Here is a 23,122-nt window from a genome sequence, read left to right on the forward strand (position 1 = left end):
CCCCCGGTTCAGGAGGCGGGGAACATACCGGCGCACGACTGGTCGATCGTCACAGGAGTGTCGGTCACCGTGGGCGTGAATCGCACCTGCAGCGGGCTGGTGGCATCCTCCGGAATGGTCGAGGTGAACGACACGACTTCGTCTCGTCCTTGCCGACGGCGATCAGCATGCTGTTGGCCTGACGCCCCTTGTACAGGCCGCTGCGCTCCTGGTCCTTGCGGACGCCCTTCGCCGGCGAGGATTCACCAGCCCCCCTGTGGCGTTGCCCGCGCTCGACCGGCAACAACCGATGAGCAAGCTGGCCGTCCGCTGTCACGGCGATATCGTTCCACTCAGCGCCCTACCGTGCGACTCTGCCGATCACGTCGGGGGGGGCGTCAGGGCTGTGCGACGGTTCCGGCCCCGACGGCCGCCTCATCTCAGATCGCATCTTGGACGCGCCTGGAGTAGACAAGGCCACGTGTCAGCTGTCAAGCTGCTCTGTTCTGCATCGGGAGGTTCGATGAACGGCAAGGCCGAGTCCGCGTATTGGAAGCAGGTGGTCGACGAGATGATCGACCGTAGCGTTGTCGGCGCTCCGACCGAGCCGGGCATCTACCGTCTGCCGTGCGGAGAGTGCTACGTCGACTTCTTCATCGCCCCGGATCGCTCCGAGCACTGGCTGGTGCCCGGAGAACAGGCTGAGTACACCCGAGAGTCGGTCGCCGCCACCCGGCATGGTGAGCATGCGTGGGAGCGGATGTACACGCTCGGCGCTGCAGTCATCGAGATCCCGCCGCCGCGCCGAGGAAAGCGGGGTCGACCCGACGGTGCTGCTGGCCGAGCTTGCCGCGGGCGTCGATGCGGCGGATGCCGTTGAGGAGGCGGAGATCGCGAGGATCGTGCGGGAGCGCACGGCGGCCGGGGAGAGCGTCCCGCTGGCGGATGTCGCTCGCCGGTTCGGGATCGATCTTGATGAGCCGATGGGCCGTGATGAGTGAGTATCCCTGGTTCGACTTCGATCAGGTCGACTACGTCACCTCCGACACGCACTTCGGTCATGCCCGGATCAGCGAGCTCGCCGGCCGCCCGTTCGGCACGGTCGAGGAGATGGATGCGGAGCTGATCGCCCGGTGGAACGCCACGGTCGGCCCCGATGACGTCGTGCTGCACCTCGGGGATCTCGCGCTCGGTCCGATCGAGCAGTCCCTCGCCCTGACGGCACGGCTGAACGGGCGCCGGTTCCTGGTGCCGGGCAACCACGACCGGGTCTCGCCGGCGAAGCAGTCGAAGCGGGCGATCGAACGGTTCCGGCCCCGGTACGAGGCGGCGGGGTGGGCGATGCTTCCCGAGGTGATCGAAGGCACCCGCCGCGGGTACAGGCTGCTGGCGTCCCACTACCTCTACGCCGGGGACTCGCAAGACGTGGACCGGCATGCGGCGCACCGGCCCCGTTGGGATGACGGTGTTCCGCTGCTGCACGGGCATACCCACGCCCGCGACCACGGCGCTAACGGGCACCAGTTCCACGTCGGCGTCGACGCGCACGACTACTCCCCGATCCCGTTCACCGTCATCGACGAGTGGATCCGCACCATCCCCGGCATCCAGACCCGCCTCGAGACCGCGATCAGTGAAGCTCGCCAGGTGATCGCCGGCTACGACAACGAGGAGCGGCCGGGCATGCGCGCGATCTTCTACGAGCAGGGATACAACGAGTTCCGCATCGTTCTCGGCGAACTCCTCGACGCCCTCGACACCTCAACGGTCGGCGCAGAACCGGCCTGATCCGGACGGGTCGTCAGTGGAGGAGGGCGTCGGGCATGGGCCGACGCCGGTCGAGAACCCGGTTGGCGGGGACGGCGACGCCGGGTTCGTAGGGTTGCACCTGGATGCGGACGGTGCTGAGGTGGCGCAGCAGGCAGCTACGGTGGCGTTGTGATGAGGCGACGAGAGCCTTCTCCAGCGTCGCCGGCCGCATGCTTGTGTGGCTCCGCCGCATCCCGTTTGCCGTCTCTACAGCTGTTTTCCCTTGGGTGACGATGCGTTCGGCGACCTCGTGGAGTTGCTCGGTCGTGGAGCTGTGCATGATCGTGATGACGGCGGCCTCGAGCGCCCAGACCTGCTGCGCCAGCCGGAACCGCGGGGTGAGGAGGTAGCTGGCGAAGGACAGGTCGGTCAGCACCGTGGTGAGGCGGACGATCTCCGGATATGCGATCAGGAACACGCTGCCCTCGCCCACTCGATCGGCGCCGAACGCCGCCATGCGCTCGTGGAACCGGGGCGGGAAGTCCGCGTCGGCGGCCCAGTGCCGGATCAGGGTCGCGGCCAGCTGCAGCTCCCCGGTGGCCAGGCCGACGCCGCGTTTCCACAGCGATCCAGACAGGCACCGCTCGGCACGCATGTACTCGGGGAACCCGGTCAGGTCGATGTCGGCGCCGTCGAGGTGCCAGCGGCGGTGCCGGTTGCAGACGGCCCCGCCGCGGGTGCGGACGGTCGTCTCCTCCCCGTGCGCGCAGCGCCGGCACGCGGCCCGCGGCTGCTGGGTGTATCCGCAGCGCCGGCATGGGTGCGGCGCCCAGTCATGGTGGTGGCAGCGGACATACATCGCGTTGCGTCGCGCATCCCGGTCGAAGTGCCCGGCCGGCAGACCGCCGAGGCGTTCCGCCCACGCCGCCGCGCGCTCCAGATCGGGCCGGTACGGAGGGATCCCGGAAATCCGGGTCGCATGGATCCGCACCACCGTCGGTGTCAGGGCATTCGCGACCGCCAGGCGCGCGAGGTATCCGGTGACCGTCTCCCCCGCCAGCGGCCGCACCGAGACCGGGAGCGGCCGTACCCGATCCGGCGGGACCGGCGTCCTGTTCATGCCGATGCCGATGCCGCAGCTGCAGGGGCCGGTTTGGTGCCGAACACCGCGTCCAGGTCGAGGCGCTCGGCGCCGGAGTCGATCGCATCGATGGCGAGCATGTGCAGAGTGCTCGTCAGGTCCCCGATGATCCCGCCGGTCGCGTCGTGCAACTCGCGCTCGTGCCGGAGGATCGCCCCGGGCTCCTGCTCGAGCAGCCCGAGGGATCCCTCGACGGCGACCAGCAGGTTCGCCCAAGCCTGTTTCGCCTTCCCTGTGCGAGGGAACTTCTGCAGGTTCATGATCTGGAAGCGGCTGCTGATCTGCCGGCCACGGGCCCCGTCCAGCAGGCCGCTGGCCTCCACGTCGACGCCGGCGTACACGAAGGTCCCGGGGCACTTCTCGGACAGCTGCTTGAGCGTGTCGGATGCTTCCGCCATCTGCCGGTACCTCTGATTCAGGTTGTGGATCTCGTCCACGACGATCAGCTCCGTCCCGCACGTCCCGATCAGCGTGGCGATCGTGTTCATCAGCTCGCCCGTGTTGTAGCGGGCGCGCTCGGGCAGCCCCAGGAAGTGGGCGAACTCCCCGAGCATCAGCTTCGGCGTGCACGACGGCGGCACCGACACGTAGATCACCGGGATCGCGTTGCTCCCCACCGCGCCGATGCCCCGCCGGCGGCGTTCGAAGCGGCGGGCGATCTGCGTGATCGTGGTCGTCTTGCCGATGTTCGGCTCCCCCGACACGATCACCCCGAGCTTGCCGTGCGACTTGTACCGGTTCAACATCAACCGACGCAGGATCTCCGTCTCGATCGCCTTGAACTGCGCCGTGTGCACCACGCTCCCGCGGATCATGAACTGCTTACGTGCCTCCCGGTTCAGCGCCCTGTCCCCCGGCGACAGCGCCTCCAGCTCCTCCCGGCGCATCGGCACCGGCGCGTCGAGGATCTCGTCGACGAAACCTGCCCAACCCTGCTTGGTGTTCATCGCCAGAGTCATGTCAACCGGTCCCACACGCCGTCGTCGTCGGAGAGGAGCGAGAAGCCGCCGCCGCGCTCCCAGATCACCTCATCATCGTCCGGCTCCTCCACCGGCTCCTCGCGAGCCACCGACTTCGTGATGCTCGTCAGGTGCAGCGGGTCAAGGTCGACCTCAGCGGCGCGCACGGCACGGTTGCGCTTCGAGCCGGGGCGCACCCACTGGGCACGTTTCATCCGATCGGACAGGTACGCGGCGTCCTCGCGTGCTTCCCGCTCTCCATCCGCGTCGCCTGCCCATGCCTCGCGCCACACGTCGCCGCCCATCGGGTCGTCGAGCCTGTCTCGGGCGGCCCGGAACGGGACGAACTCCCCGCCGTGCTCGACCCAGACGAACAGTGGATTGTGCGGGTCGTGACGGATCACACACGGGCGGGTCGCGCCTTCTCCCCCGGCGCCGGCGGCGCGTAGCTCGGTGAGGCGGTTCGACTTGTAGATCCGGCGGTCGTGGTTGATGCCGTAGTCCTGCAGCGTGCACGTCTTCGCCGGCAGCAGGCCGATGAAGTCGTCCAGCTCGAAGGGGACGTGGATCTCCGGGGCGACGCGGCGGTATGCGCGGAACATCTCGTTCGGCGTCAATGTCTGTCCGGGGAGCAGCGGGTCGATGAGTCCGGCGTGCGGACGGTTCTGCCACTCGATGGATACCCAGTCCTCCAGCAGCTCCTGCAGCTGGGCCAGTGCCAGCATGTCGTCGGTGGGCTCCTCGCGCCCGCGCCGCTCGACGCTCCCGCCGGTGAATCCCTCGAGATACTGCACGAAGCGGGTCACGATCGTCTCGAACGTGCGCTCGACGTGCGGTTTGTCCGTCGGCGTCTGTCTCGCCGCGAACGTGAGAGAGATCCCTAGACGGGCGCACCCGCGACTGAAGGCCCGGGATCGGAAGATCTTGCCGTTGTCCGTGGTGATGTTCTCCGGGAAGATGTACGGCTGCGCCAGCCGATGCCGGTCCAGACGCTCCTGATCGATCATGAACTGCCCCGCCCAGGTCGCCGACATCCTGCGCCGCTGCTCTCGCGCACCAGGCGGACGGTGCTCGTACGGGACCAGCGCCCGCGCCAGAACACCGGCGAGATCCGCGCTGTTCGTCGCGACCGCACGCACGACAGCGGCGAGGATCGACCGGGTTGCGACGTCGTGGATGATCGTCAGCTCAGCACGGTTGAGCCGGCCGTCCAGCAGCCGCGAGGGCACATCGATCGCCGTGGAATCGATCTGAACATGTTCCCCCGGCCGCATCGACCCATGAAGACCGAACGCCCGATCAGGCTTGTTCGCCGCGACCTCCCTCGCCCGCGCCGAACCGCTCAGCTTGCCCGCGGTCGGATGCTCCGCGATCCGCCGGTACAGTGTCCGATCGCTCGGCAGATCCAACTGCTCGCCGTAGTCCTCCTCCAGCATCCACTTCACCTGATCGACCGTGCGGCGACGGGTGCCCGACGATCGCAGCTTGCCCGCCGCGCCGAGCTCGCTCAACGCAGCCGCGATCCGCGGGTCAGGTACCGGCTTACGACCGTTGTATCGACGCTTGTCGATCAGACCGAGCAAACCCTCCCGCCGGTACTGCTGGAACTTGCGACGCACGGTCGCAATCGAGACCTCCCCGACGAACCGAGACATCTCGACACGAACGTCCTCCAGCAGCGGCCCAGCATCCTCTCCTGCCTCGACACGCGCCTTCACGATCTCGAACTGCTCGGCCCAGGCCTCGATGATCTGCCGCTCTTCCTCCGGGAGGCCCTCCAGGAGCTGAACGTCGGCCGGCGCCGTCGCCGGCGGGCGCAGCCCATGCCAGACCACATCCGGCATCCGCAGCAACTCCTCGATCACCACCTCGCGGAGGCAGTCCTCAGCCAGTGAACGCAGCACGGCGACTCGATAGTCGACCGCGATCACCACGAAGTCCTGATCTCCCCAGGTCAACCGCGTCCCGATGCCGGCCCGCATGTCTACACCGCCTTCGCCCTGGTGTTCAACGACAGCGGAGTCCGAACGTCGAAGTCCAGATCTCCCCACCACATCGCGGAGTACACCGCACCGAGCGGCTGCTCGCAAGCATCCTGGAGCAGCTCCGCCCACTCCGCCAGCGAGCGCCTCTCCCCCACGCGCTCACCGAGTCGGCTCCTCAACGGCCCGGATGCCCACCGTCGGTATCGGTAACCCGACAGGAAACGAAGGTTCCGGTGCTCCTCCACGGAGATGTCACTGACCACCGTGTACCCCCAGCCCAGCCGGTCACACAGGTCCGCCGTGAGCGCGAACGTCGTCACATCGTCATCGCGGATATTGCTGTCGGGCTTCACATCGATCAGCACGCCACCCCCGTCGCGGTAGCGCACGAAGTAGTCCGGCGCGTGCTTGCCGCCCAGCGCCCAGTGGATCCACATCGGCTGCGCCGCGATCCCGACGACCTCTCGATCCCGATCGAGCCTCATCACCGCCGCACGCTCGTACAACGACTCGAACCAGACATGGCCCTCGATCGTGGCCGCCCAGTAGAGACCCTCGTAGTTCCGCTTGTGCTTCCATGACACCGGCGTGCGCACACGAGCCACGGACTCGAACGCGACATCGAGCACATCGGATGCATCCCGACGACTCGGATCGCCGTCGCGGACGAACTCGATCTGCGCGTGTACGACCGCGCCCGAACCGCCGACAAGCTGTTGGTCAGCTTCATGATCGCTCCGATCTCACCACGTGTGTTCAGTTGGAACGAGAACGTGAACCTGACGCGGCCAGAGTAAGACCAGGACCACTGGCAGCCGGGAAGGCCGCATCCGCGTGTTGCAGAATCACTGGCACGAAACACCGGATCAACGACACGGAATCAAGATCAATGGCACGGAGCGCAGAATCACTGGCACCGGACAGGCCTGTCCGCACCCTCGACACCGGCGCCGCCCAGTCCGTGCCCCGCACATGCGCGAGCGGGGTGCCGTGCGCGTCCGAGACCACACTGTGCACCCCGGCCATGCCCCGCCCCGACCGCACCGCCACCGCCGCGCCCCCGAACGAGTACCACCGCACAGCGGTCACGCCCTGCCCGGTCGCGCGGACCTCCTGCCCGCCGGGCAGGAACACCGTGGCCCCGTCCCCGTCCACCCGGACGAGGCGGCTCCCGTCCGCGTCGAACACGCTCGACACGTCCTGACCGCCCCGGCGACCGAGACCAGCTCGCCCTCCGCGTCCCACTCCTGGACCTGCTGCTCACTCCCCGTGGCGCGGGAGACCTGGTTGCCCGCCGCGTCCCACCCGAACACCGTCGTCACCGGCTGCCCGCCCGAAGGCGTCGCCGTCATCGACGTCAACTGGTGCGGGCCCGCGCCCCCGCCGCCATGCTCGTACACGGTCTCGCCCGCCCCAGGCCCGACATGGTCGGCCTTCCGGGTCCGGTTGCCCAGCCGGTCGTACTCGTAGTCGGTCCAGTACGCGGCAGCACCGCCCACATCCGCGGCCGACACCACCGCCCGCCCGCACTCCGCGTCCACATCCGTCCACGCCGTCTGCAAACGCCGCAGCCCGTCGTACTGGAAGCACTGCGCGTCCTTCGCCCCAGACACCGCCGCCGCCGTCGGCGAATCCACCAGCCCCCGCACATTCCCCGCCGCGTCGTACGCGTACCGCACGTCCAGCTCGCTGCCGTCCACCCGCTCCCGGTCCAGCCAGATCCGCGACAGCCGCCGCGTCGCGGAATCCCAGTCGTACCCGACCGCCGCGCCATACGTGTTCCCCAGGTCTTGCACGGCGGGCTTGCCGTCGGCTGTCCACGACGCGGCGGCGACGTACGTGCCCCACCCGAACCCGCCGCTCATCCACGACGGCCTCGACGCCGCGTCGAACCGCGTCGTCACCGTCTCCTGCCCCAGCACCAGCTCGCCGTCGCCGTCGACAACCCGCGGGTAGGTGACCTGCGCGACCTGCCCGTCCGCCGCGTACGCGTACTCCGTGGAGAACGTCTCCCCCGCCAGGCTCAGCGAAGCGCTGTCGCCGCCGAGGGTCGTGTCCACCCGCGTCGGCCGGTAGCCGGCGTCATAGGAGGGGTACGAGGTGGTGTACTCGTTGCCGTCGACGAACCGGGCAGCCTCGCTGAGCTGCCCGAGTGCGAGCCCGCCCCCGGGGAGCTCCGACGCGTCGTACGACCAGGAGGCGCGGATGTTCCCGGTCGCGTTCGTGCGCGCCGGCACCGCCGACAGGGTCATCCGCGACATCCCGTCCGGACGGGCGAAGACCGCCGCCCACGGCGAACGCTCGTCGGTGACTTCCACTTCGGCATCGCACGCCACCGCGAGCGCCTTCGCTTCCGAAGCGCGCTCTTCACCATCGACGATCCCCCGGGCCTGTCGGACGTGTGGGACGATCGTGGAGGACCCCCGCCATCGGCCCCAAGGAGTGCTGTGCGAAGCCTCGACCGCGTCGACCCTGTTCCGGAAGGCAGTCTCGTGCTGCACATCGGGCCGCCGAAAACCGGCACCACGACGGTGCAGAGCGCGCTCGACAACTCCCGCGCGACGCTGGCTGCGCACGGGGTCGACTACCCGCCCCGGATCCGGCATCCTCGCTCCGCGTACTCCGCCGCAGCCCACCACAAGGTCTCGCACATCCACCACCCCAACGCGCGGGCGCAGTGGAAGGCGCTGGCCACCGCGGTGCGCACCTCCCCCGCCGCGCGCGTCGTGCTCAGCAGCGAGGCGCTCGCCGCGACCGCCGCCGACCGCGTGCGCCCGGCAATCGACGACCTCGGGCGGCCCACTCGGGTCGTCATCACGCTGCGGCCGCTGTCGGCGCTGCTCTCGTCGCGCTGGCAGCAAAACGTCAAAGAGCAGCTCGCGACGCCCTACGAGGCGTGGCTGAAGCAGATCTTCGACACGCACCGCGACAAGGCGCGCGGCCGAAAGTTCTGGTCGCGCTACCGCGTGGACGAGCTCGTCGACCGGTGGGCGGCGGTGGTCGGCGAGGAGAACATCCTCGTCGTCGCCCTCGACCCGGCCGACCGCGGGCTGCTGCTACGCACGTTCGAGTCGCTGCTCGCACTGCCCGCCGGCGCTCTTGTCCCCCGCCCGGGCGAGGCGAACGAGTCGATGCCGTACTGGACCACAGAGCTGCTGCGCAGCTACAACGCGCGGTTCAACCGCACCGACCTGTCGCGGGCGTACTACCGGCGCAGCGTGCACGAGGTGGGCGTGCCGCTCATCCTCGCCTCCGACATCCTCACTCAGCCGCGGCAGCCGATCGTCGCTCCCCAGTGGGCGGTTGAGAGGGCAAACGCCATCCAGGCAGAGTTGAACAGCCATCTCCGCAAGACCGACATCGCCGTCGTCGGCGACCTCGACCGCCTCGTGACGACGCCGAGCACCGAGCCGACCGTCGAGCGCCTCGACTCGGTCTCCATCGACGCGGCTGTGGAGTTCGCCCACGCGATGTTCCAGAGCGCGCAAGACTTCCACGTGCGCCACTACGACCGCCCGGCAGACGGGCTCCCGCTGCGCCGGGTGGACTTCACGCTTCGTGCTGCCGGCCCGCTCCAGCTGGCCGGGGCGCTGGCGGGCTCGCTCCTGCCCGACCGGCTCATGCAGGCCGCGCGCACCAAGGGGCCCGACGCGGTTCGACGGCTCACCCGCGGGCTCAAACGACGCGGCTGAACCGCGCCGCGCGACAACGCACACAAGAGGGGCGGACGATCCCCCGATCGGCCGCCCCATCCCCCTTGTGTGAGCCCCCCTGCTTCCCCGTCTGTGTGTCGGGGGGCGGGGGCTCGGAGCCCTCCCCCGAGTTCTCCGAGCCCCGCCTGCCGGTGGCGCGGATCTGGATCCGCCCCGTGTGGCACCGGCTTCGTCCACGCGTTTCCCTGCCGTGGACTGTGCTCTCACCAGATGAGACGACGCTCCCGCCGATCCATTACGCGAGTTCCGGAAAAAACTTTGAAACGCCGTGCGCGCGGGCGCCCGCTGGCCTAAACGCCGATTCCGGGGGAGGATAGGGGTTGAGTCGCGACACGCGTCTCATTGGGGAGTGCCCTGTGGGAAGGGCAGAGTTCACACGGGAGTGGTATGCCGCACGTCGACGATGGCACGGACGTCGGGTCGTCTTCGACCGACGCGATCGCCGACGCCGACCTCGTGCTGCGCACGCGCTCGGGCGACAAGGATGCCTTCGCCGAACTGTGGCGCCGCCACTACCGCTCCGGCATCACCGTCGCCCGCTCGATCACCTCGAGCCTGGACGCCGACGACCTCGTGCAAGAGGCGTACTCGCGCATCTACCAGTCGATCCTCAAGGGCGGCGGGCCCACCGGCGCCTTCCGCGCGTACCTGTTCACCAGCATCCGCAACACCGCCGCGGCGTGGGGGCGCGCGCGCAAAGAGACCGCGATCGACGAGTTGGATACCGTTGAGGACCCGGGCAGCAGTGCGCAAGCGGTCGACGACGCGCTGGATCGCAGCATCACCGCGCAAGCCTTCCGCAGCCTTCCCACCCGCTGGCAGGAGGTGCTCTGGTACAGCGAGATCGAGGGCATGAAGCCGGCCGAGATCGCGCCCATCCTGGGGATGAAGGCGACGGCGGTCGCACAGTTGTCGTTCCGCGCCCGCGAGGGGTTGCGCGAGGCGTGGATTCAGGCGCACCTGCAGTCGGTCCAGGACGGATCCGACTGCCACTGGGCCATCGAGCACCTCGGCTCGTACGCGCGCAACAACCTGGGCACGCGCAACACCGTGAAGCTGGAGAGGCACCTCGCCGACTGCGCGCGATGCACGATCGTCGCCGCGGAGGCGAAGGAGGTCTCCAGCCGCCTCGCGCTCGTGCTGCTGCCTCTCACGGTGGGCACAGCGGGCACGGCCGCCTACCTCGCGGCCGTGCAAGGCGGCGGCGCGCCCATCGTCGCGCTCGCGGCGATGCCCGCGTCCACCGTCGAGGGCGCGGTGGCGGTCGACCCGGGCGTGGCCGCGCTGGATCCGTCCGTGTTCGGCGTGCCCGCGTTGGATGGAGCAGGAGCCGCCGGGGCGACGGGCGGCTCGCTCGCCGGAGTCGGGGCCGCTGGCGGGTCCGCCGCGAGCTCGGCCGGAGGCGCTGCCGGCAGCGGTGGCCTCGGCGCCGGAGGTGTCGGAGCCGGCGCCGGCGGGCTCGGCGGGCTGGGAATCGGAGGCATCGTCGGCGTCGCCGTGGCCGGCGTCGTGGTCGTCGGCGCCGTCGTGGCCGCGGCGGTCGTTCCCGGCATGCTGGCGACGCCCGCCGCGTCGAACGCGGAGCAGAGCCACGTGGAGCAGTCCGACCCCGGGCAGTCGGACGACAGCACCGTCGTCGGCGACGGCATTGTGCTGCCGCCATCCGAGCCGGATGTGCCCTCTCCCCCGGCGAACCCGACGGATCCCACCGATTCGACGGACACTACTGATTCGACCGACACTACTGATTCGACCGACACCACCGACACCACCGACGACACGACGGACACCACCGACACGGATTCGACCGACACGTCGGACACCACCGACACCACCGACGACACTGACACAACCGACACCACAGACGACACAGACACAACCGACACCACAGACGACACGGATTCGACCGACACCGCCGACACGACCGATCCGGCGGAGACCACCGACCCGACTCCCGTGCTGCCGGACGGGTCCCCGTCGATCGCTGCGGTGGCGCTCGATGGGGACGACACCGGCCCGGTCCTGGTGGTCTCGCTGAGCGGAGCCGCCAACTCGACCGTGCGCTACGCTCTCGAGGACTCGGAGCTGACCGGCGATGTTTCGCTCGACGACGAGGGGGACGGCACGCTCCGCCTCTCCCTGTCCGAGATCGACGAGCCCGAGAGCAACCCCACCCTGTCGATGTTCTACGCGCTCGACGGCGAGGAGTCCACCGAGCGCGAGGAGATCACGCTCTTCAAGCTGGTGCGCCAACTCGACCTCGAAGACCTCGTCGAGCTGCTGCGCCAATTCGGCCTCGAAGACCTGCTCGGCGGCTGACTCGCCTCCTAGACTGGAGGGATGCCGGATACGCCCCGCGTCCAGCCGACTCCTCCGCCTGAGCCCCCGAGCCGCTCCCGCGAGAGCATCGACGCTCTCGACGTCGTGAGGTTCCTCGTCGAACTGTTCGCGTTCTTCACCTTCGCGTGGTGGGGCGCGACGATGTGGCCGTTCCCGGGCAACATCATCGCGGGCATCGCTGCGCCGGCGGCCGCCATCCTCGTGTGGGCGCTTTTCGTCTCCCCGAAAGCCGTCGTCCGCGCGCACCCCTTCGTCCGCGCCGCGGTCGAACTGCTCGTCTTCGCCTCCGCCACCGTCGCGTGGTGGACGATGGGCCAAGTCTGGATCGGGCTGGCGTTCGCCGTCGTGGCCATCGGCTCGGGCGTGCTGGTCGGCCGGAGGCAATTCACATGACGGCTGTGCTCGACCGATTGCGAGCCGCCCTCGGCGACCGCGTCGACATCAGCGCCGCCAGCGTCGAGGGCGCGCGCGCCGACAGGTCTGGCCACCGCTCACACGGCGCGCCGCTCGCCGTCGTGCGCGCGGCATCCGTCGACGACGTCCAGGCGGTGATGCGCATCGCCACCGAGGCGCGCACGCCCGTGGTGCCGCAAGGCGCCCGCACGGGCCTGGCCGGCGGCGCCAACGCCGGTCCGGGCGAGATCGCGCTGTCGCTGCGCGAGATGACGCGCATCCTCGAGGTGCGCCCCGACGACCTGCTCGCCGTCGTCGAACCCGGAATCCTCAACGCCGACCTCAACGCCGCCCTCGCCGCGCACGGGGTGTGGTGGGCTCCCGATCCGGCCAGCCGCGACATCTCCACCGTGGGCGGCAACATCGCCACCGGGGCGGGCGGGCTGCTGTGCGCGAAGTACGGCGTCGTGCGCGACGCGGTGCTCGGCGTCGACGTCGTGCTCGCCGACGGCCGCCTGCTGCGCCTCGGGCACCGCAGCGTGAAGGGCGTCACCGGCCTCGACCTCACGTCGCTGTTCATCGGCTCGGAGGGAACCCTGGGTGTCGTGGTCGGCGCGACGCTCAAGCTGCGCCGGCTCGTCGCGGGAGAGGTGCTCACGATCGCCGCGATGTTCGCCGATGTGCGCGCCGCCGCTGCCGGGTCGGCGGCGGTGACGGCCGCCGGCATCCAGCCCGCCATCATGGAGCTGATGGATGCCGCGTGCCTCGGCGCGGCGCACGCGCACCTCGGCCTGGAACCGCCTCCGGCCGGGCACGCGCTGCTGACCGTGCAGACCGACGGCCCCGCCGCCGACGCGGAGGCCGAGCAGGTCGCCGGCGTGCTGCGCGGACTGGGCGCCGCCGTGACGGTGTCGCACGATCCGGTCGAGAGCGAGCGGCTGCTCGCCGTGCGGCGCGCGATGCACCCCGCGATGCAGCGGTTCTTGGGCACGACCCTGATCGAGGACGTCTCGGTCCCGCGCAGCATGCTGCCGGCGATGTTCGACGAGATCGCGCGCGTCGAGCGCGAGCACGGCGTCGTCATCCCCACCGTCGCACACGCCGGCGACGGCAACTTGCACCCCAACTTCGTGTACTCGGGCGATGAGGTGCCCGACGTCATCTGGCGCGCCGCCGACGACCTGTTCCGCGCCGCGCTGCGCCTGGGCGGAACGCTCACCGGCGAGCACGGGATCGGCGTGCTCAAGCGCCGCTGGCTGGCCGACGAGCTGGGCGATGACCAGTGGGAGCTGCAGCGGCAGGTCAAGGCGGTGTTCGACCCGCTCGGCATCATGAACCCCGGCAAGGTGTTCGCCCCGTGACACGGCGCGTCCGCGCCCCGTTGGTTACCAAGTCGTTACGTGCGGCGGCCCCGGTCGCCAAGCACATGCCGCCCGGGCCATGTGAGGCACGTATCATGGATGGAGGCCACGCGACCGACCGGGGGTGATGTCGTGACCGATTCAGCGACACCGCCTGCCAAAAACAAGGCAGAGACGGGCAGTCTGTCGACCGACGGCGACACCGTCTACCAGTGGGCGCCGGCGTCCTCGGCCAAGCGCCGCCGCCGAGCAGGACTGTGGGCGAGCGGAATCGCCGTCATCGCGGTCATCGGCGTCGTCGCGGCATCCCTCGTCCTCATCGCCCCGGGAACAGCGATCGCGGGCGTCCAGGTCGGCGGCCTCACCGCCGGCGCCGCCGCCGAAGCCGTGAGCGACAAGCTCCTGGAGACGCAGGTCGTGCTCGCCGGCGAAGGCGGCGGAGCCACCGTGACCGGAGCCGACCTCGGCGCGCACGTGGACGCCAAGGCGCTCGCCGACGCAGTGTTCGCCGAGCGCCCGATGTGGAACCCGACCGCGTGGTTCAACGGCGCCTCCGACGCTGAAGTGACCATCGACCCCGACGCCGCGGCCGCGGCTCTGCGCAAAGCGGCGCCCTCGCTCTACCGCGACCCGGTCGACGCCACGATCGCGTACGACAAGACGGCGCACAAGTACACGTTCACGGCGGACGAACCCGGCACCGGCATCGACGTCGACGCCGTCGCCGAGGCGTTGCACACGGCCTTCGCCGAGGGCAAGCCGACCATCGAGCTCGACGTGTCGCAAGTGCCCGTCGAGGCCAAGACGACGACGGCGATGGCGAAAGAGACGACCGCGACGCTGAACACGATGCTGAGCAAGGCCGGCTTCTACGTCGGCAAGGAGCGCACCGTCAAGATCACGCACGACACGCTCGCCTCGTGGCTCACGGTCAGCGCCGATGAGACCGGCAACCTGCAGGTGACCGCCGACGTCGCAGCCATCCAGACCGTCGTCGACAAACTTGCGAAGAAGGTCAATCGCAAAGTCGTGAACACCACCGTCATCGCCGACTCCGACGGCAAGGTGCTCAACACGATCCGCAAGGGCACGAGCGGCCGCAAGCTCGACTCGACCGCCGGTGTGGCAGACGCCTTCGCCGCGCAGCTGGCCAACGGCAACTCGGTCTACAAACTGCCGGTCACCGTCACCAAGCCCACGGTCAAAAAGATCGAGCGCTCGATCGAGGTCGACCTCAGCTCACAACGCATGTTCCTGCGACAGAACGGCAAGGTCATCGGCACCTACGCGGTCTCGACCGGGAAGCCGGGAACGCCGACCCACACCGGCACGTTCGCCATCGGGTGGAAGCTCACGTCGCAGGACATGGGCAATGAGGACACCGACAAGCCGCCCTACTACTACACCGAGAACGTGCCGTGGGTGATGTACTTCAACGGCGACCAAGCGCTGCACGGCGCGTACTGGCACAACAACTTCGGCCACGTCATGAGCCACGGCTGCGTGAACCTGCCGGTGAACGTCGCCAAGATGGTGTTCAACTGGGCGCCTGTCGGCACCCCCGTGTGGATTCACTACTGACGCGAACCGCGCCGTCAGAGGGCGTCGATGACGGCGTTCAAGGTCGCTGACGGGCGCATCACGGAGGCGACCTTCGCCGTGTCGGGGCGGTAGTAGCCGCCGATCTCGACGGGCGACCCCTGCACGGCGAGCAGCTCGGCGACGATCGCCTCCTCCTTCTCGCCGAGCGCTGCAGCGACAGACGCGAACGCGGCCGCGAGCTCGGCATCGTCGGTCTGCGCGGCCAGGGCCTGGGCCCAGTACAGCGCGAGGTAGAAGTGGCTGCCGCGGTTGTCGATCGTGCCGAGGGCGCGGCCGGGCGACTTGTCGTTCTCCAGGAACACGCCCGTCGCCGCGTCGAGCGTGTCGGCGAGCACCTGCGCGCGGGCGTTGCCGGTGAACTGCGCGTAGTGCTCGAGCGAGGCCGCCAGCGCGAAGAACTCGCCGAGCGAGTCCCAGCGCAAATAGTCCTCGGCAAGCAGCTGCTGCACATGCTTGGGGGCGGAGCCTCCCGCGCCGGTCTCGAAGAGGCCGCCGCCGGCGAGCAGCGGCACGATGCTGAGCATCTTGGCCGACGTGCCGACCTCGAGGATCGGGAAGAGGTCGGTGAGGTAGTCGCGCAGCACGTTGCCGGTGACCGAGATCGTGTCGAGGCCTTGCCGCAGGCGGTCGACCGAGTACTGGGTCGCCTCGGCGGGCGGCAGGACCTCGATCGTGAGGCCCGACGTGTCGTGGTCGGCGAGGTACTCGGTGACCTTCGCGATCAGCTGCGCGTCGTGCGCTCGCGAAGCGTCGAGCCAGAACACGGCAGGAGCCCCGGTGGCCCGGGCGCGCGTCACGGCGAGCTTCACCCAGTCGCGGACCGCGACATCCTTCGTCTGCGTCGCGCGCCAGATGTCGCCGGGCTGCACGTCGTGCTCGAGGACGACAACGCCAGCGCCGGTCACGACCTGCACGACGCCGGCGGCCGCGATCTCGAACGTCTTGTCGTGGCTGCCGTACTCTTCGGCGGCCTGCGCCATGAGCCCCACGTTGGGCACGGTGCCGATCGTGGCGGGGTCGAGCGGCCCGTGCGCGATGACGTCGGCGATGACCGTCTGGTAGACGCCGGCGTACGACGAATCGGGGATGACGGCGAGCGTGTCGTCCTCTCCCCCGTCGGCGCCCCACAGCTTGCCTCCGTTGCGGATGAGGGCGGGCATCGAGGCGTCCACGATCACGTCCGAGGGCACGTGCAGGTTGGTGATGCCCTTGTCCGAGTTCACGTACGACAAGCGCGGGCTGTCGGTGGCCGCCGCGAACGCCGCGGCGATCGCGTCGCCGCCCTCGACGTCGGCGAGGCCGGCGAGAATCGCGCCCAGCCCGTCGTTGGCGGTGAGCCCGGCCGCGGCGATCTTGTCGCCGTGCGCGTCGAACACGTCGGCGTAGTACGCGCGCACAACGTGGCCAAAGATGATCGGGTCGCTGACTTTCATCATGGTCGCCTTGAGGTGCACCGAGTACAGCACGTCGTCGGCGGCTGCCTGCGCGATGGTGTCGGCGAGGAACGCGTCGAGCGCGGCGGCGGAGAGGAACGTGGCATCCACGATCTCGCCCGGCAGCACCGTCAGGCCCGACTTCAGCGTCGTCGTCGTGCCGTCGGCGGCGACATGCTGGATCGTGAGCACGTCGTCGCCCGGCGAGACGTACGACTGCTCGTTGCTCTTGAAGTCGTCGTGGCCCATCGTCGCCACGCGCGTCTTCGACCCGTCGCCGAACGGCTTGTTGCGGTGCGGGTGTGCGCGCGCGTAGTTCTTCACCGACAGGGGGGCCCTGCGGTCGCTGTTGCCCTCGCGCAGCACGGGGTTCACGGCCGAGCCCTTGATGCGGTCGTAGCGCGCGCGCACGTCCTTGTCGTCGTCGGTGGCCGGCTCGTCCGGATAGTCGGGCACATCGAAGCCCTGAGCCTGCAGCTCGGCGATGGCCGCCTTCAACTGCGGAATCGACGCCGACACGTTCGGCAGCTTGATGATGTTCGCCTCGGGCGTCTTGGCCAGCTCGCCGAGCTCGGCAAGCGCGTCGACCACGCGCTGGTCGGGCGTGAGCTTTTCCGGGAAGGTCGCCAGAACGCGGCCTGCGAGGGAGATGTCCCTTGTCTCGACGCTGACACCGGCCTGGGCGAAATACGCCTGCAGGATGGGCAGCAGCGACGCTGTCGCCAGCGCGGGAGCCTCGTCGGTGTGGGTGTAGATGATGGTCGAGTCGGTCATCGTCTCTCTCGTTCGCGAGCGGGTGGCGCGGGATGTTTCAGCCTATCGCAGTCGAGGAATTGTCTTGATGTCGAGAGATCGGGTGAACACCGTGTTACGGCATGTGCAGAACCATCCCCCTGTCTGCCGATCCGGGATAGCCTGAAAGACATGGGTGACCTCCGGCTGGTAGAGCTCTCGGCGTCCACGATCGTGGCCGTCAACAACCTGTCGCTCAAGCCCGGGCAGGAGCAGTTCCTGGCGCCCGTCTCGTACGGAATCGCTGCGACCGTGGTGAATCCCACGACGACCTGGCAGCGCGTCGTGCTCGACGGAGACACCGTGGTGGGCTTTGTGAGCGCGAACTTCGATCCCGAGCTTCCCGACGAGCACTTCCGGTCCATTTTGTGGCGCATCAATGTCGACGCGGACGACCAGGGTCGCGGCGTCGGGCGGTTCGCGGTCAAGAGCCTGCTCGACGAGGCGCGCGAGCGTGGCATGGACCACGTCAACGTGATCTACGAAGCCGGATCGGGCGGTCCGGAGGCATTCTTCGAGCGCGTCGGGTTCACACCGGTCGGCGAGACGGAGTACGGTGAGGTCATCGCGGAGTTCCGGCTGTAGCCGACTCTCTGGGGGACACCACACTTCCGGCCCGCACGGGTCGGTGTGAATCGGCGGCGGGGCCTCGGATTCCCCTCCCCCACCGAGGCCTCGTCGCCCTCGCACTTCTGACGCCCGGCGCACAGCGCTCGCGCGTTGCGCGCGGGCGTGCACGGGCTGTCGTCGCGAATGTCGGAGAGTCGGCGCAATGTCGGAGGATTCGCGCCGAATCCTCCGACATCCGCCCCACTCTCCGACGTTCGTGCGGCGTTCGTTCCTGCACAGGCGGCGTCGCCATGGCTCGTTGTCCACAGATTGCGCCGCGGAGGCCTGCGCGCGGGCGCGGTGCGCGACGATCGTCGCGTGGAACTCGTGAGATGGATGTCGGCCCGCGACGGAATCGTGCACAGAAACAGCGTTCTGCGCAGCGGCTTCACCGAGCGGGAGGTGCGCGCAGCCATCCGCTCCGGAGCCGTGCGCCGGGTTCGGCGACACTGGCTGGCGACTGCCGGCGCGGATGCGGAGCTGCTCGCTGCCGCCGAGGCCGGAGGTCGCGTGGCGTGCGTCTCGCTGGCGCGCAGGCGCCGATGGTGGATGCCGGACGACATCGACGCGCGACGGCATTTCGCGCTTCTCCCCCATGCCAGGCCCGGGCTGATCGGCGCGGGAGACGTCGTCCACTGGACAAAGCCCGTGGCGCCGGGGCCGGTCGAAAGCCTTGAGGAGTCCATCGAGGACGCGCTGGCGCACATCGCGCTGTGCGCGTCGCCCGAGTCGGCTCGCGTGCTGTGGGAGTCGGCGATCCGCGTCGAGAACCTGTCGGTCGACGCGCTGCGCCGAGTGTGTTGGACGACGCGCGCCGCCCGAGAGCTGGCAGAGGCGGTGACCGGGCTGTGCGACTCCGGGCTCGAGAGCACCTTCCTCGTGCGCCTCGGGCCGTGGGGACAGCCGATCCGGCAGCAGGTCATCCTGGCCGGGCGCCCGGTGGACTTCCTCATCGGCGAGTTCCTCGTCGTGCAGATCGACGGCTACGCGCACCACTCCAGCGCGGCGCAACGCGGGCGCGACGTGCGGCACGACGCGGAGCTGCGGCTGCGCGGATACACCGTGCTGCGCTTCACCTACGCGCACGTGCTGCACGACTGGCCGAGCGTGGAGCGCACCATCGCGCGCGCCGTCGCCGCGGGCCTCCATCTGCGGCGTGCAGCCTGACCGTGTCCGCTGCATGAGCCGCCCGAATGTCGGAGGATCAGCGCAATGTCGGAGGATTCGCGCTGAATCCTCCGACATCCGCCCCACTCTCCGACATTCGGGCGGGCGCGCGGGCGCGCCGGTCGCTCAGACGAGCGACTCGCGCCAGGCCCGATGCAGCTGCGCGAAGCGGCCGTCGCCGGCGATGAGCGTCTCGGGCGTGTCGTCCTCGACGATGCGCCCGTCCTCCATCACGAGCACCCGATCGGCGATCGCCACCGTCGACAGGCGGTGCGCGATGATGATCGCGGTGCGGTCGGCGAGCAGCGACTGCAGCGCGTGCTGGATCTGCCGCTCGGACGGGATGTCGAGCGACGCCGTCGCCTCGTCGAGGATCAGCACGGCCGGGTCTGCCAGGAACGCCCGCGCGAACGAGATCAGCTGCCGCTGCCCCGCCGAGACACGGCCGCCGCGCTTGTTCACGTCGGTGTCGTAGCCGTCGGGCAACGCCTCGATGAAGGCATCCGCCCCCACCGCGCGCGCCGCCGCGGTGATTTCGTCGAGCGTGGCGTCGGGCTTGCCGAGCGCGATGTTGTCAGCCACGCTGCCGCTGAACAGGTACGCCTCCTGCGTGACCATCACGATCGCGCGCCGCAGATCCTTCGGATGCAGCGAGCGCAGGTCGACGCCGTCGAGCGACACGGTGCCCGCCGACGGGTCGTAGAACCGCGCCACGAGCTTGGCGAGCGTGGACTTGCCCGCGCCCGTCGATCCGACCAGCGCCACCGTCTGGCCGGCCGGGATGTCGAGCGAGAACCCGGGCAGCACGGCGCTGCTGCCCCCGTAGCCGAACTCGACATGGTGGAACTGCAGCCGCCCCTCGGCCGACCACAGGTCGATCGGATCGACCGGGTCGGGAACCGACGGCTCCTCCTCGAGCACGCCAGAGACCTTCTCCAGCGCGGCGGCCGCAGACTGGTAGCTGTTCAGGAAGAACGCGACCTCCATGAGCGGCGCAAAGAAGTTGCGCACATAGAGCACGACCGCCAACGTGCCGACCGCGATCGTGCCGTCGACGACCCGCCATCCGCCCCACAGCAGCACGAGGGCGACGGTCACCGACGCCACGGCCATGAGCGCCGGCTCGAACGCGCCGAACAGCTTGATCACACGCATATTGACATCGCGGTAGCGCCCGGACAGCTCGCCGAACTCGTCGTCGTTGCGCTCCTCCTTGTTGAACGCCTTGACGGCGCGGATGCCCGTCATCGTCTCGACGAACTTCACGATCACCTGCGCGCTCACCACACGCGACTCGCGGTAGGCGACCTGCGAGCGCACGTAGAACCACCGCATGAGCAGGGCCAGCGGAATGCCCATGACGAGCAGGATGGCGCCTGACTGCCCGTCGAGCACGAACAGCGCGATGAGCGTGAACACGCCGTACAGCACCCCGGAGACGAGCTCGTTGAGCCCGCCGTCGAGGAGCTCCTTGATCGTGTCGAGGTCGCTCGTCTGCCGCGAGATGATGCGGCCCGAGGTGTACGACTCGTGGAACTCGAGGCTCAGCCGCTGCGTGTGCAGGAAGATGCGCTTGCGCAGATCGAGCATCACCGCCTGGGTGAGACGGGCGGCCACCACGACGTACCAGCCGATGAGCGCCGCCCCGCCGATCGCGGACAGCAGGTAGACGGCCACGACGCCGATGGTCGGCATCCAGTCCGCCTCGTCGATGACCGCCGGCAGCGCCGTGTCGATGCCGAACGCGATGAGCGCGGGGCCGAGCACCCGCAGGGCCGTCGAGACCACGAGCACGACCGCGGCGAGCGCGAGCTGTGCGCGCAGAGGCTGGACGAGCGAGCCGAGCAGGCGGAGGGAGCGACGACGGATGGCGCGGCTCTCCGCGCGGGTGTAGTCGGAGCGGTCTTCTCCGCTCGTGCCGACGACGGTGCTCACGGCGTCGCCTCCTCTGTCTCTCGCTGTTCCGGTCCCTGAGCCGGTCGAAGGGCGAAGCTCGAGATCACCTGCCGGTAGTGCTCGCTGGAGCGCAGCAGGTCAGAGTGCGCGCCCACGGCCGTGATGCGCCCGTCCTGCAGCAGCGCGACGCGGTCGGCGAGCATCACGGTGGAGGGGCGGTGCGCCACGACGAGCGCGGTCGTGTCGTGCAGCACGTCGCGCAGGGCGTCTTCGACGAGCGCCTCGGTGTCGACGTCGAGCGCCGACAGCGGGTCGTCGAGCACGAGCACGGCGGGCCGCGCGGCCACGACGCGGGCCAGCGCGAGCCGCTGCCGCTGGCCGCCCGACAGCGACAGGCCCTCCTCGCCGACGACGGTGTCGACACCGTCGGGCAGGTCGTGCACGAAGCCGGCCTGCGCGACGGCCAGCGCCTCGCGCAGCACACGGTCGGCCTCCGGCGAGCCCGGCTCAAGGTCTTCGCGCCCGAGCAGCACGTTCTCGCGCACGCTCTGCGAGAACAGCGTCGCATCCTCGAACGCCATGCCGACGTGCCGGCGCAGCTCGTGCTGGGCCAGGTCGCGCACATCGACGCCGTCGAGCGTCACGCGCCCTCCCGTCACGTCGTAGAGGCGCGAGGGGAGCGTGGTGAGCGTCGTCTTGCCCGAGCCGGTGAGGCCGACGAGCGCCATGGTCTCACCCGGCTCGAGCACGAGGTCGATGCCGTCGAGCAGGTCGCGCGTGTGCGGTGCAGCATCCTGGTACCGAAAGCGCGCGCCCTCGAACGCGAGGCGTCCGCGCACGCTCGCGACGGTCGCCGGCGCGTCGGGGTCGGTGATCGTGTTCTCCTCGTCGAAAACCTCGAACACGCGGTCGGTGGCCGTGCGGGCGTCGAGGAGGAACGAGAAGAGGAACCCGATCGACTCCATCGGCCAGCGCAGCACCGTCGCCATCGCGAAGAAGGCCAGCAGGCCCGCAACGTCGAACTGCCCGAGCTGCACGAGCACGATGCCCGCGGCCAGGCACAGCGCGAACGCGACATCCGGCATCAGCACGAGCCAGAACCACACCCAGCCGACCGCGCGCGCCTTGCGCAGCTCGGTTTGGCGCAGCGTCTCGGCCCGCTGCGCGAACGTGCGGAGGGCGTGCTTTCCACGGCCGAACGCCTTCAGCACGCGGATGCCGTGGACGCTCTCCTCCACCGAGGTCGCCAGGTCGCCGGCCTGGTCTTGGCTGCGGCGCGCCAACCCGCCGTACGTCTTCTCGAACCGGTAGCCGGCGTACCACAGCGGCAGCGACGTGGCGAGGAAGATCGCACCGAGCACCCAGTGCCAGCGGAACAGCAGCACCGAGCCAACCGTGATCGTGAGCACGTTGACGACCAGCAGCACGAGCCCGAACGCGAGCCAGCGCCGCAGCATGCTGATGTCTTGCATCATGCGGCTGAGCAGCTGGCCCGACTGCCACCGGTCGTGGAACGCCACCGGCAGCCGTTGCAGGCGCGCGTAGAACGTCGTGCGCAAGGCGTACTCGACGCCGGTGGCAGGCGCCAGCACGAACCAGCGCCGCGCCCACACCATGAGAGCTTCGAGCAGGCCGAGCACGAGCACGGCGGCAACGCCCCACGCGAGCGGCGCGACCTCTCCCGACGCGATGGGCCCGGAGATGATCGCCTCGAGCACCAGTGGGATGCCGAGGGACAGCAGGCTCGCGAGCAGGGCGCTCGCCGCGCCGAGCACGAGTCGCGGGATCACTGGACGGGCAAACGGCAACAGCCGCGCGAGGACGCGCGGCGTGCTCAGCCGCGAGGCGCTGTTGCTTGTTGACATGGTCCTTGTGGGTCTGTTCTGTTGCGTGCCGCGAGTGGCGGCGGGATGCTGCGGGGTGCGGCGGGGCGCTGCGGGGGGCGGCGGGGCGCTGCCGGGTGCGCAGGAGAAGATGCCGGCCCAGTGACCGGAACACGCGAG

The 23,122-nt window shown here is 69.7% G+C and carries 18 protein-coding genes; 9 read left to right on the forward strand and 9 right to left on the reverse strand.

Translation table 11 applies throughout. The features are described 5' to 3' along the window. Positions 1 to 8 precede the first annotated feature (8 nt). Entirely contained in the window at positions 9 to 134 is a 126-nt protein-coding gene (locus tag QM611_RS05365) for a hypothetical protein (protein WP_415078872.1), read from the reverse strand. Positions 135 to 809: 675 nt separating this feature from the next. Here QM611_RS05365 and QM611_RS05370 point away from each other — a divergent pair. After that, positions 810 to 980: a hypothetical protein gene (locus QM611_RS05370; RefSeq protein ID WP_415078873.1), complete on the forward strand. Its 171-nt coding sequence runs from the start codon at positions 810 to 812 to the stop codon at positions 978 to 980. Beyond that, a complete protein-coding gene (locus QM611_RS05375) occupies positions 973 to 1,767 on the forward strand; it encodes a metallophosphoesterase (protein ID WP_415078874.1) in 795 nt (264 codons plus the stop codon). The genes QM611_RS05370 and QM611_RS05375 overlap by 8 nt, the downstream gene beginning before the upstream one ends. Positions 1,768 to 1,780: 13 nt before the next feature. Here QM611_RS05375 and QM611_RS05380 read toward each other — a convergent pair whose 3' ends face one another. From QM611_RS05380 to QM611_RS05400, 5 genes are all read right to left on the reverse strand, one after another. Next, positions 1,781 to 2,848: a hypothetical protein gene (locus QM611_RS05380; protein ID WP_415078875.1), complete on the reverse strand. Its 1,068-nt coding sequence runs from the start codon at positions 2,846 to 2,848 to the stop codon at positions 1,781 to 1,783. Beyond that, entirely contained in the window at positions 2,845 to 3,816 is a 972-nt protein-coding gene (locus QM611_RS05385; RefSeq protein WP_415078876.1) for a TniB family NTP-binding protein, read from the reverse strand. The genes QM611_RS05380 and QM611_RS05385 overlap by 4 nt, the downstream gene beginning before the upstream one ends. A gap of 8 nt (positions 3,817 to 3,824) precedes the next feature. Next, positions 3,825 to 5,759, reverse strand: a complete 1,935-nt coding sequence (locus QM611_RS05390) for a hypothetical protein (protein WP_415078877.1) — start codon at positions 5,757 to 5,759, stop codon at positions 3,825 to 3,827. Positions 5,760 to 5,812: 53 nt separating this feature from the next. Then, entirely contained in the window at positions 5,813 to 6,442 is a 630-nt protein-coding gene (locus QM611_RS05395) for a TnsA-like heteromeric transposase endonuclease subunit (RefSeq protein WP_415078878.1), read from the reverse strand. Between the two features lie 456 nt (positions 6,443 to 6,898). Then, a complete protein-coding gene (locus QM611_RS05400; RefSeq protein ID WP_415078879.1) occupies positions 6,899 to 8,131 on the reverse strand; it encodes a hypothetical protein in 1,233 nt (410 codons plus the stop codon). Positions 8,132 to 8,260: 129 nt separating this feature from the next. On the opposite strand from QM611_RS05400, the gene QM611_RS05405 reads away from it, so the two are divergent. The 5 genes from QM611_RS05405 to QM611_RS05425 all read left to right on the forward strand — a co-directional run bounded on the left by QM611_RS05405 (position 8,261) and on the right by QM611_RS05425 (position 15,201). Beyond that, complete coding sequence (locus tag QM611_RS05405) at positions 8,261 to 9,505, forward strand: hypothetical protein (RefSeq protein ID WP_415078880.1); 1,245 nt, start codon at positions 8,261 to 8,263, stop codon at positions 9,503 to 9,505. Between the two features lie 408 nt (positions 9,506 to 9,913). Next, the gene (locus QM611_RS05410; RefSeq protein ID WP_415078881.1) at positions 9,914 to 11,845 is read left to right on the forward strand and encodes a sigma-70 family RNA polymerase sigma factor; all 1,932 of its coding nucleotides are present in this window, start codon (positions 9,914 to 9,916) and stop codon (positions 11,843 to 11,845) included. A 21-nt stretch (positions 11,846 to 11,866) separates the two neighbouring features. Further along, positions 11,867 to 12,259: a YrdB family protein gene (locus QM611_RS05415; protein ID WP_415078882.1), complete on the forward strand. Its 393-nt coding sequence runs from the start codon at positions 11,867 to 11,869 to the stop codon at positions 12,257 to 12,259. After that, a complete protein-coding gene (locus QM611_RS05420; RefSeq protein WP_415078883.1) occupies positions 12,256 to 13,620 on the forward strand; it encodes an FAD-binding oxidoreductase in 1,365 nt (454 codons plus the stop codon). Before QM611_RS05415 ends, QM611_RS05420 begins: the two co-directional genes overlap by 4 nt. A gap of 132 nt (positions 13,621 to 13,752) precedes the next feature. Continuing rightward, positions 13,753 to 15,201 (forward strand): L,D-transpeptidase family protein, encoded by a 1,449-nt coding sequence (locus QM611_RS05425; protein ID WP_415078884.1) that lies wholly within the window; start codon positions 13,753 to 13,755, stop codon positions 15,199 to 15,201. A 14-nt stretch (positions 15,202 to 15,215) separates the two neighbouring features. On the opposite strand, the gene QM611_RS05430 is transcribed toward QM611_RS05425, so the two are convergent. Then, a complete protein-coding gene (locus tag QM611_RS05430; RefSeq protein WP_415078885.1) occupies positions 15,216 to 17,429 on the reverse strand; it encodes an NADP-dependent isocitrate dehydrogenase in 2,214 nt (737 codons plus the stop codon). Positions 17,430 to 17,579: 150 nt separating this feature from the next. On the opposite strand from QM611_RS05430, the gene QM611_RS05435 reads away from it, so the two are divergent. Both QM611_RS05435 and QM611_RS05440 read left to right on the forward strand, forming a co-directional pair. Further along, complete coding sequence (locus tag QM611_RS05435) at positions 17,580 to 18,032, forward strand: GNAT family N-acetyltransferase (protein ID WP_415078886.1); 453 nt, start codon at positions 17,580 to 17,582, stop codon at positions 18,030 to 18,032. 342 nt (positions 18,033 to 18,374) lie between these two features. Next, a complete protein-coding gene (locus QM611_RS05440; protein WP_415078887.1) occupies positions 18,375 to 19,223 on the forward strand; it encodes an endonuclease domain-containing protein in 849 nt (282 codons plus the stop codon). A 126-nt stretch (positions 19,224 to 19,349) separates the two neighbouring features. On the opposite strand, the gene QM611_RS05445 is transcribed toward QM611_RS05440, so the two are convergent. Beyond that, the gene (locus tag QM611_RS05445) at positions 19,350 to 21,158 is read right to left on the reverse strand and encodes an ABC transporter ATP-binding protein (RefSeq protein WP_415078888.1); all 1,809 of its coding nucleotides are present in this window, start codon (positions 21,156 to 21,158) and stop codon (positions 19,350 to 19,352) included. After that, the gene (locus tag QM611_RS05450; protein ID WP_415078889.1) at positions 21,155 to 22,984 is read right to left on the reverse strand and encodes an ABC transporter ATP-binding protein; all 1,830 of its coding nucleotides are present in this window, start codon (positions 22,982 to 22,984) and stop codon (positions 21,155 to 21,157) included. The genes QM611_RS05445 and QM611_RS05450 overlap by 4 nt, the downstream gene beginning before the upstream one ends. Positions 22,985 to 23,122 lie beyond the last annotated feature (138 nt).

This window comes from Microbacterium sp. (genome assembly GCF_047606685.1).
In the GTDB taxonomy this organism is placed as follows: domain Bacteria; phylum Actinomycetota; class Actinomycetes; order Actinomycetales; family Microbacteriaceae; genus Microbacterium.